General features: G+C 36.0%; 8 protein-coding genes. All 8 read right to left on the reverse strand.

The window, feature by feature from the left end:
- Positions 1-322 precede the first annotated feature (322 nt).
- Positions 323-991, reverse strand: coding sequence for a DUF3159 domain-containing protein (locus P0N36_RS13330; RefSeq protein ID WP_275843350.1), 669 nt, complete (start codon positions 989-991; stop codon positions 323-325).
- Positions 988-1,371 (reverse strand): DUF1475 family protein, encoded by a 384-nt coding sequence (locus P0N36_RS13335; protein WP_330684032.1) that lies wholly within the window; start codon positions 1,369-1,371, stop codon positions 988-990. The genes P0N36_RS13330 and P0N36_RS13335 overlap by 4 nt, the downstream gene beginning before the upstream one ends.
- Complete coding sequence (locus P0N36_RS13340; protein WP_275843351.1) at positions 1,368-4,229, reverse strand: HD domain-containing phosphohydrolase; 2,862 nt, start codon at positions 4,227-4,229, stop codon at positions 1,368-1,370. Before P0N36_RS13340 ends, P0N36_RS13335 begins: the two co-directional genes overlap by 4 nt.
- A 232-nt stretch (positions 4,230-4,461) precedes the next feature.
- Entirely contained in the window at positions 4,462-5,556 is a 1,095-nt protein-coding gene (gene mglC, locus P0N36_RS13345) for a galactose/methyl galactoside ABC transporter permease MglC (RefSeq protein WP_275843352.1), read from the reverse strand.
- 14 nt (positions 5,557-5,570) lie between these two features.
- Positions 5,571-7,073 (reverse strand): sugar ABC transporter ATP-binding protein, encoded by a 1,503-nt coding sequence (locus P0N36_RS13350; RefSeq protein WP_275843353.1) that lies wholly within the window; start codon positions 7,071-7,073, stop codon positions 5,571-5,573.
- Between the two features lie 87 nt (positions 7,074-7,160).
- Entirely contained in the window at positions 7,161-8,171 is a 1,011-nt protein-coding gene (locus P0N36_RS13355) for a galactose ABC transporter substrate-binding protein (RefSeq protein WP_275843354.1), read from the reverse strand.
- Between the two features lie 203 nt (positions 8,172-8,374).
- Complete coding sequence (locus P0N36_RS13360; RefSeq protein ID WP_275843355.1) at positions 8,375-9,382, reverse strand: galactose ABC transporter substrate-binding protein; 1,008 nt, start codon at positions 9,380-9,382, stop codon at positions 8,375-8,377.
- The coding region (locus P0N36_RS13365) for a sensor histidine kinase (RefSeq protein ID WP_275843356.1) at positions 9,379-10,954 on the reverse strand (1,576 nt) is incomplete at its 5' end. The genes P0N36_RS13365 and P0N36_RS13360, both read right to left, overlap by 4 nt.

Here is a 10,954-nt window from a genome sequence, read left to right on the forward strand (position 1 = left end):
TGATTAACTTTAATTTCATGTTGTACCTCCTTGTTGATTTGAATTGTTTGTATATTTATTGGACGTCACTGCATAATAAAATGTTTCATTAGCCTCATGATCAAACTCGGAGAATTTACACCACTAGGTTTAATATTAGTGTAAAAAAATTTTGGCAGTCGCGCATAACTATAATCGAGATGCCATCCCATTTTTATCTCTTTTTTATTGTTCATCAGCTGTCCTTATCTTATCCAGTTATCACACTTTTTGATTTTTGATTTTTGATTTCTCAAATTTTCATTTTCTTAAAATCATTTTTTTCTATATTAGGTATTTTTTGTTAAAAGCCTCTGGTTTGGCCTTGATATGGAGGCAATTTTCCCGAAGTAAACTCTTCAATCCCCGGCCCACCCAAACGCTTAAGTTTCCAAATCCCATAAATATAGCTGATCAGCAAGACACCTATGGTTAATGGCCAACCAAGTATCGTATTCCAAATAAATAACTGTGTTGTTTGGTCTGAAATAAAAATCATCAATAGAATCAAGACACGTCCGAGAATAAAGAGTGACCATATCCATGTAACGATTGTATAAGCTGGCTTTACATCCGAGCGCCAAAACCAGTCGAGTGACCATCCTCTTGATAAGTGACTTGCCCATGCCGCTATCGGTCTACCCGCAATCAGACTGAGTAAGCACACTACCAATAGAAAGACATTACCCAATATCCCTGGCAAGAAATAATTCGAAGCACTGCCTGAAAAAAAGGAAAATCCAGACGCCATGATCACACCTAGCAATCCACCAAAAGCATAATGCCAGTTTTGCTTAGATAAAAACCTAAAAATACTAAGCATCAAGGCTGAAAGTATTGCTATTAAGGAAGCCAATCCCAGATCAAAGCGACTATTTAATACTACAAAAAGTAAAGGTGGTAAGAGTGCATCCATTGTTTTACCTGAAATGACTGTTTTTAGTTCTTCTCCTAATTCCTTTAGTTTAATCATTGCCTTGCTCCCATAAAGAATTTTGTCCAGTCTCCTTTGCTAACAATTAAATGAATTAGAACATAAAGGGCTCCGGTCAAGAAGCCAAATACCATCATAAGAACAATCCATAGAGCTGCTTGGAGGACATGCTTTTCTCTAAAAGCAATCCACATAGAAAAAAGTATGAAACCTACATATAGATCCACCATAGAAACAATACCCCATGGATTTGCAAGAACAGCTGAGCCATCAACAAAAAAATCACCTTGGGTAAAACCAAAAAATAAAGCGCCAGTCATCGCCATGACACCAAGTAATACTATTAGTTTTGCAATTTTCATAAGGCGTTCCTTTCTAGTTAAGTGTATTAACTCTAGATTTTCTATTTTATGTACTATATAAGATTTTCTTTTATGATTAAATTCACAATACCTGGGTCAAATTGAACCCCGGCATAATTCATTAATTCTTGTCTTGCCATTTCTAAAGACATACCCTCTTTTCTGTATGGTCTTGATGAGGTCATGGCATCATAGGCATCAGCGATGGCTATGATTCTTGACTCAATTGGAATCTCATCACCCTTGATTCCTTTTGGATAACCCTTTCCATCCCATCTTTCATGATGACTTAAGACACCCTCCGCTATACTGGCGAATTCATTGGTTGCTGTCAACATTCTATACCCAATCGCTGGATGCTTTTTGATTTCATTGTATTCTTCATCCGTTAATCTTCCGGGTTTTTCGAGAATTTCACCTGATACTATGATTTTACCTATATCATGTAACAATCCCAAAGTGGCGATATCGTCTTGCTGATGCTGAGATAAGTTCAGGCCCTTGGCAATATTCATGGCCAATTCTCTGACACGTTTCGAGTGTTTTTCCTCTCTTGGGCTCTTTTCAAAGAGCGTATTGATAATGGTTTTAATGGTCAGTCCGCGTACACCTTGGCTCTCGCTGATTTTCTTTTTATACATATATTCTTCTGCATTCTTAAATACAGCTTCCACATCCATAGAGCTGTCTGTTTTGGTTTCCCACCCAAAAGCTATGGACAAAATACCCTTGTTGGTGTTTAATTTATCACCACCTTGAATAATCCTTTGTACTATCTTTTCAGCCTCCTTTGAGCTTGTCTTTGGCATCAGTATAACAAACTCGTCTCCACCCCATCTGGCAGCTATGTCTTCGGACCTAAGGTATGTTCTAAATAGGTTGGCTGTTTGTTTCAACAACTCATCCCCTTCATGATGTCCAAATGCATCATTGGTAAGCTTTAGTCCATTCAAATCGGCCATTATGATGGTCAGGGGATAGTTTCTTGATGTATCAAGTCTTTTGATTTCTTCCTCAAAAAATCTTCTATTATATAGACCGGTTAATGCATCATGAAAACTCAAAAACTCAATCTGTCTTCTCTGTTTATGTTTCTGCGTCGCGTCTCTAAACACCAATACCACACCCAGCATTTCGTTTTGAAGATTTTTTATCGGTGCGGCACTGTCTTCTAACATATAAACATTTCCATTCTTTGATGTCAGTACTGCATGATTACTTAATTCATGGGATATTCCTGTTTTCAAGACCTCCGCAACCGGATCTAGAATATCATATCCATGATTCTCATGGGATATTCTAAAGACGTCTTTATAATACATCCCCTTTGCTTCTTCTTCAGTCCATCCGGTCATGTCCGCACAGACCTTATTAATCATCTCGATTCTCTCGTTTAGTCCGACAACCATAACACCATCACCAATGGAGACCAATGTTGATAGATATTTGTTCTTCTCTATCTCAAGTTTATCTCTGTAATTAGATCTTTCAATCATGTTCCAGACACCACTCATCAAAGCGGTGACTTGATAGATGTCATTGTCGTCATAATCATCCGGTTTATTGCCTAACCCAACTGTGGCAACTATATCTTTATCTTCAAAAACAGGGATGGCCATCCAGTTATTCAGTTTGACGTGGCCCTTAGGATAACCTTTTTCCAGGTCATTTGACTTAGTAAAATCATTAATCATCATGGGTTTTCCTTGTCTTATGACCTCACCCCAAAGGCCGGTCTGATCCAATTGATAAACCCTTTGTTTCTCTACGTCTTGGCTCTTTGCCATAAGGCCTCTCGACCATGAGTTGAGGGTGAGTTCATTTGTTGCTTCGTCAAACAAATACATATAACCAAATTCACTACCTGTCATCCTGATTAACTCGTTAAGGACATAATCTAGCCAGTCTGTGATTGAGCTATACTCCTGATTCATGACATTGAACATTATGGTGTTTCTATACAGATTGTTTTCCAACTTTGCCGTCTGCCTTTTGACTTCTTTTCGGATCATTAGAAAAGAAAAAAATAGCAATACAACAACTGTAGCAAATAGCACCAAAGCAAAATAATAAGCAATTTGTTTGTAATCCGGTGTCACATTCACCAAAAAAGGAAACCATTTTACGTAAAGGGACTCATAGGTGCCATTCTCAGATACGATTGCCAAGCCTTCATTTAGTAAGGCTAATAATTCTTTGTCGCCTTCTTTAACAGCAAAGCTGAATTTTTGTTCAAACCCTTCAAGTGAAATCTTAATCCTATCAATACCATCATCTGACATTCTAGTGACCGCCTCAACATTGGTAATCTCATGATCATTTATTAGTTTTTGCCCTACCAGGCTTTGGGCAAGAACGGCATCGTGTGCACCAGAGCTTAACAATTCAAAGGCTTCAGCGTATGTATCAACGAGAATTAACTTATCCGTAAATTTCATCCTTTCGGCGTATTCTTGAGAATTGTCCCCTCTCATGACAATGATTTCTCTGCCATATAGGTCGTCTTCAGATGTGATTTCTGTGTTATTCTTACGAACAAAAATATTGCCGCGCATAACAATATAAGGTACTGTGAAGTCAAAATAATCTTCACGTTCCTCTGAATAACCAACAAGAGGCAATACATCTAGTTCTCCATCTTCCAGTTCTTTTTTTATCGTGTCCCAATGGTCCACTTTAAATTCAATCTCAAGTTCCATCTCATTGGCTACTGCCTTAAGAAGTTCAACTGAAAACCCATCCGCCTTTCCATCTGTTATGACAGAAAAAGGAGGATAATCATATTCTGTGGCGCTTCTATAGACAATCTTTTCTTCTTGCATAGCATATGCTAGGAAATCACTTGACATCATACCCACTAAAAATAATACGCAAACAAAGCAAAACAGTATTAATGAATGAATTTTTATTTTCATCACAAGTCTCCTTCTTAGTGGCAAAGTTTGTATTCTTCATGTCGTTTATAGCAGTCAAAATCTCTAGTTATAGTTATATTGTATCATATGCTATATCTCATCTACAAATAAATCATAGAATAATTTAATTAACCTAAGCTTATTAAAATAAAAGCTTAGAAACATAGTCAGACTTCTGTTTCTAAGCTTTATATCATTTTGTGAAATTATTTTATTTTTTATAATCGTCTTATTAGGTCTTTTTAAGGTATTTTCTTGTGTCTAGAGCAACCGCAAATACAATAATAAAACCTTTAATAATGTTCTGATATTCAAAAGATATGTTGGCAAAAATCATACCGTAACTCATAACGGTAAATAATAATACACCAGCTATGGCTCCCGATACTTTACCGACACCACCGCTAAAAGAAATACCACCGACCACACAAGCCGCAATGGCATCCAGTTCATAATTAAAACCCGAACTGTTATTGGCACTACCGATTCGACCGGCTTCCAAAAAACCACCTAAACCGTACAAGATACCTGCCATCATATAAACCAATAGAAATGTTCCAACCACGTTGACGCCAGATACAGCAGCGGCTTCTGGATTACCCCCTACAGCAAACATATTCTTACCAAATACGGTCTTATTCCACAATACCCATACTATAATACTCACAATAACAGCATATATTACAAGATACGGGATATAGAAACCACCAGTAAATTTCAGTGGCCCGATACCTTCAATTCTACCCAATATAAAATTTGAGTATTCTTTTGAAAGACCCCCAATAGGTTGTCCGCCTTGTTCCGGCGAATTATAATATAATGTCAATACCCCATATAGCAGTACGCTCATACCTAATGTTACGATAAATGGATGTACCTTGAAGATCGCTACAATATACCCATTAATCATACTAAAAAAAGCACATACAGCCATGGCGATTAATAATGGTATCAATAATTTAATAAATGCCGGCATGGCTGTCAACCATATTTCCGGATAGAATCTAGAAGCATACGTTTCCGCTTGTGATAAGGATGCTGAGATTACCATAGCAAAACCAACGGATCGTCCTAAGGAAAGGTCTGTACCTTGCAAAATAATAATACCACCCACACCAAAGGCAAGAATTAACTTAACGGAGGACTGACTAAGCACATTAATAAGTGTACGCACAGATAGGAAAGTCGGTTCCCTAAGTATAACAACAGCAATTAATATTGCCATAACAATATAGATGGCATTATTAACAAAGAAGTTTAACCAATCTCTTTTGTTCATATTTTTGAATCTGTTTATTCTAGCATTTATATTTCTTGTAAAATTCATTTTTCAACCACCTACTATAAATATTTTGCGGATAATTTTAATAAATCATTTTGATTCGCATTTTTTGTGTCTAAAATATCTGCAACATAACCTCTGCTCATGACCATGATGCGGTTCGTTACGCCTAGAATTTCAGGCATTTCTGATGATACCATAATAATGGATTTTCCCTTATTGGCCAGTTCAATCATCAGATTATAGATGTCATACTTAGCGCCTACATCAATCCCCCTTGTTGGTTCATCAAGAAGTAAAATGTCCGGATCTGTAACCAACCATCTTCCAATAATAACCTTTTGTTGATTACCACCACTTAATTCTCGAATCAATGATTCTTGGCTAAATGTCTTAATTCTCATGCTGGCTATTTGTTTTTCTGTGTCAGAGAGCATTTCCTTTTCACTTAACAAGCCAAACTTACTGACATAGTTTTTAATATTAGCACTACATGTATTAAATCTAATATTAGCAACCTCAAAGATACCTGTTGATCTTCTTTCTTCTGTTACAAGGGCTAATTTGTTTTCAATGGTTTTATGCGGACTTGAATTGTTGAGTTTCTTGCCATCAATATGAATTTCTCCACTCTCAATTGTCCTCATGCCAAATATTGCTTCAACAAGTTCTGTTCTTCTGGCACCTACCAAACCATAAATACCTAATATTTCACCTTTTTTTAGTTCAAAACTAACATCATTCACCTTGGGTTCATATCGTGTTTTCAGGTTTTTGACCACCATTTTAACATCCCCTGGAATATTGGTTACCGGTGGAAAACGATGGCTTAAGTCTCTACCTACCATCATATTTATAACCTTATCCATATCTAAATCTTCGATAGCATTCGTACCAATATACTCGCCGTCTCTAAGTACAGTCACTTCATCTGATATGGCAAATATCTCATCCATTTTATGTGAAATATATACAATGCCACATCCTTGTTTTTTTAATGTTTCTATGATTTCAAATAGCTTATCCACTTCTTGTTCTGTAAGTGAGCTTGTCGGTTCATCTAGAATTATAACTTTGGCTTCATAACTGACAGCCTTGACAATTTCAACCATCTGTCTCTTTGATACAGACAACTCGCTTAATCTTGTATTTGGATCAATGTCATCGATTTTGATTTTTGTAAATAATGCTTTGGTATCTTGGTACATTTTATTCTCGTCGACAAAGCCTCTTTTGGTTGGATACCGTCCTAACCAAATATTTTCACTAACCGTTCGTTTTGTTACTTGATTAAGTTCTTGATGCACCATGGAAACACCATGCTCTAGAGCATGTTTTGGATCTGTAAAATTCACATTTTCATCTTTTAAATAGAAGGTCCCTTCATCTTGCTTATAAATTCCAAAAAGGCATTTCATAAGGGTCGATTTTCCTGCGCCATTCTCTCCCATAAGAGAATGAACTGTACCTTCCTTAACATCAAGACATACTTTGTCTAGAACCTTAACACCTGAAAAAGATTTGGATACACCTTCAATTTTTAGAATACTTTGTTTAACCATTTTTTCACCTGACCATATTCTTTTTTGGTAATAATACTGCCAACGCCTTATTTTTAAGACATTGGCAGCATTTATAAGTCTTGTTGATTATTTAAAATCTGCGAAATTTTCTGGTGTAACCGCTACATAAGGTACACGAACTGCTTTAACTGCATCAAGCGTCCAATCTGTGCCTTCAATAGGGTCTTTACCGCTAGCTACGTTCACGCCTAAATCAATGACGGCTTTAGCTTGGTTCTTACCATCATTAAGTACCGTACCATTCATTTCTCCTTCAGCGATATGGTTTAGAGCTTGTTCTAGAGCGTCAACACCATATACAGGAATCGTTACACCTTGTTCTTTCATCGCGTTGATGGCACCAAAGGCCATACCATCGTTATTACAGATGACCAACTCAATCCTGTCACCGAATGATGCTAACCAAGTAGCCATTTTATCATTACCACCATCTGTAGACCAATTTGGGTCTGGTTGCATCGCTAATTCTTCAACTGGAATACCTGCATCATCAAAAGCCTTAACCGAATATTCCGTTCTAGCTTCAGCATCTGGATGTCCTGGTTCACCTTTCAATAATACATATTGAACAGTTCCGTCACCATTTTTATCCCAACTAGGGTTTGCTTTCCAATCGGCCACCATCATATCACCTTGGATAATACCCGCATCTGCTGAAGCCGTACCTACATACCATACTTTGTCGTACATATCCATTGCGCCCGCTTCCGTTGCTTCTTTGTTAAAAAGAATTAATGGAATGTCAGCCTCTTTAGCTTTTTGAATAATTGTACTGGCTGAAGCCGGATCCACTAGATTAATTGCTAAAACATCAACACCTTGTCCAATAAAGATATCCACCTGATCGTTGAGTTTGTTTTGTTGATTCTCTGAATCAACAATGTTAATTTTTATACCAGCTGCGTCAGCATACTCTTTCAATGCAGGAGAAACGACACCATTCATAAAGTTATCACCAAAATTGTAAATGTTGGCTCCAATTACAATTTCTTCTGTTGCTTGGTCCGTTGTTGTGCTAGGACCTTCTTCACTACTACACCCCGCTATTGCCAATACCATTGTTAAAACCAAAATCACACTTAATAATCTTTTCATTTTTTCCCTTCCTTTTCGAATTATTTGTAAGGTTAATGTGTCAAAACTATTCAAAACTATATAGTTGAACTTTAACCTTTGTAATAAAGTACAATCAAAATATTGATTGCTTACTTTATTTAGTATATCATTCTAGGAAATTATTAAAATGTGATATTCTACTATCCTTTTTGCAAAATTTTGCACTATTCATTACTATGATATTTGTATGAAATTAGTATATATTTTTTGTCAACCAGCTCATACTGTAGTTTTTCATCATTATTATCCAGGATATATTCTGCCAATTGCATAATGGCCTCTGCCATGCTTTCTCCATCATTAATGATTGTGCCATACATATATCCTTTTTTTGTAAGCAATTTGGCCTCTTCCAATCCGTCAATACCGACAATTCGAAAGGGAATATCTGTCACAACCCCATCTACCTCCATTCCAAAATATCCATTATCCATTAGGTATTTTGAAGCACCTATCGCCATGGCATCATTGTTACTAATTAACAACTCAATGTCTTCGCCAAATTCAGACATAATATCATGCATAGCTCGATAAGCTCTTGTTTCATTCCAATTGGCAACTGTTGTATGAAGTACTTCCACCTCAAATCCTTTATCTTTAAGACCTTCGATAACTGATTTTGTCCTTTCTTCAGCATCTTGATGGCCTTGCTCGCCTTTTAAAATAACGCACTGAATAATATGATCGCCATTTTTATCAAACCCGCCTAGATTTTCAGTATCATTGTTCAGTCCATCTGATATTAATTTGGCTTGCATTAATCCAGATTCTCTTGCATCTGTTCCGACATAATACACATCTTCGAAATATTCTAAGTCTTCTTTAAGGGGTTCTCTATTGAAAAAAATAATCGGGATTTCCTCCTGAAGTGACTTTCTCACAAAAACATAGGAACTTAACCTTTCAACCGGATTTATCACCAATAAATCAACACCTTTTTCATATAATTCTTCAGCAATCTTGTTTTGTACAATTTGAGATTTTTGACTATCATAATATACAATATCATAGATTTCTGTATCATAGGCCTGTATATAATCCGAAACCCCTTTAATAAATGGGTCTTCCATATCATAAATCAATACAGCAATCTCTTTCTTATTTGGTCCACATCCATTGGTCATAACTACTGTTAACATCAGTGACAATAAAATAATTATACTTTTTTTCATGTTTTATCTCCTTGTTCCAACACCTTTATTTCTAACTTTTCACGTGGTATACAGATACTTACCGTTGTGGTCTCGTCTAATTCACTGACTATTTGAATATGCGCTTTTTCACCATAAAATAATTTGATTCTCCGATATACATTTTTCATGCCTATACTTCCTTTTTTATTACCATCTTCCATCACGTGATGGATTTCTTCAATTTTTTCTTGGGTAATACCATAACCACTATTAGTAACCATAAGCTTAATATAGCCATCTTGTTCAAAAACTTGAATCGATATCCAACTCTTTTGATCATCTTTATCAATTCCGTGGTATATGGCATTCTCAACCAATGGCTGAAGTATCAGTTTCATAATTCGAAGCTCAGATATTTCCGGACTGCACTCAATCGTATAGACAAATCTATCATTGTAACGCATTCTTTGAATCAATAAATAACTTTCTATATGTTGTAACTCTTCAAAAATCGGTATAAACTGTTTCCCTTTGGATAAACTTACTCTGAAATAGGTTGATAAGGCTCCGACTGTATCCACCAAGTCTTTGTTCCTATTTTCCTCAGCCAACCAGATCATACAATCTAATGTATTATACAAAAAATGAGGATTTATTTGATTTTGAAGGGCTCTGATTTCTGTCTTGCGCTTGCCTTCTTGTTCTTTTATTACTTCATTCATTAATGCATGTATTCGATCAATCATACCATTAAAACCGGTAATTACAGTTGTTATCTCCTTTTGGCCTTCTATCTCCACCTTTGAATCATCATTTCCATGATGGAAGCGAACAATTGCTTTATTTAATTTTTTTAAGGGGTTTGTGATTTGCATGGCTACAAAATAAGCTACTAAAATTGTAATTAACATCGTAATAACAATGATACTTGCAGCTGTATAGAAAGCGTTTTTCGTACCTTTTTCAAAAGCATTTATATCTTGAAACGTGGCTATACGCCAACGTGTCGAACCAATCGTATTCATATTAACAACCACATGGGTTCCATTAATCGTTAATGCCTCACTTCCAAAAATCAATGCTTTAACGGTACTGTAACTTTTACTATTATAGCCATATTGACTTTTATCTGATGAATAGACAATCTGATCTTTTGCATCCAAGATAAGGATATGCCCATTTTCCCCAAGATTGGATACATTCGACAAGGAATCTAATCCCTCGAAATTCATATCAATTAGCAGTACGCCTTTTTTAATTACATCACCCTCTTGATATTCAAAGGCTTTGGACACAGAAATAACTTCACCCATGTTCACTTCATAGATTTCTTGTGTTCTTGGAGAAGAAAAATGCGTGATTTTATCATCAAAAATAGCGGTTTTGTACCATTCTTGTAGGGCAATTAATGTAAACTCCATTTCTATGTTTTGTGAAGATACAACAACTTGACCTGAATTGTCAAAAAGCACCACAGATACAATGCTATCCTCAAGATTTTCTAAGGTTATAAACAAATCCAACACCTGCTCTTTGTCCATCATCATGTCATAGTCTAGTGCTTTTTTTTGCAATAAATTCGCAATGCCTTCAACGCGACTTGTATAATTT

It is taken from the genome of Petrocella sp. FN5 (assembly GCF_029210395.1).
In the GTDB taxonomy this organism is placed as follows: domain Bacteria; phylum Bacillota; class Clostridia; order Lachnospirales; family Vallitaleaceae; genus Petrocella.

What these genes read in the sequence shown, in the direction of transcription:
- P0N36_RS13330 (WP_275843350.1), bottom strand. Translation starts at nt 991, where the DNA reads ATGATTAAACTAAAGGAATTAGGAGAAGAACTAAAAACAGTCATTTCA.
- P0N36_RS13340 (WP_275843351.1), bottom strand. Translation starts at nt 4,229, where the DNA reads ATGAAAATAAAAATTCATTCATTAATACTGTTTTGCTTTGTTTGCGTA.
- mglC (WP_275843352.1), bottom strand. Translation starts at nt 5,556, where the DNA reads ATGAATTTTACAAGAAATATAAATGCTAGAATAAACAGATTCAAAAAT.
- P0N36_RS13350 (WP_275843353.1), bottom strand. Translation starts at nt 7,073, where the DNA reads ATGGTTAAACAAAGTATTCTAAAAATTGAAGGTGTATCCAAATCTTTT.
- P0N36_RS13360 (WP_275843355.1), bottom strand. Translation starts at nt 9,382, where the DNA reads ATGAAAAAAAGTATAATTATTTTATTGTCACTGATGTTAACAGTAGTT.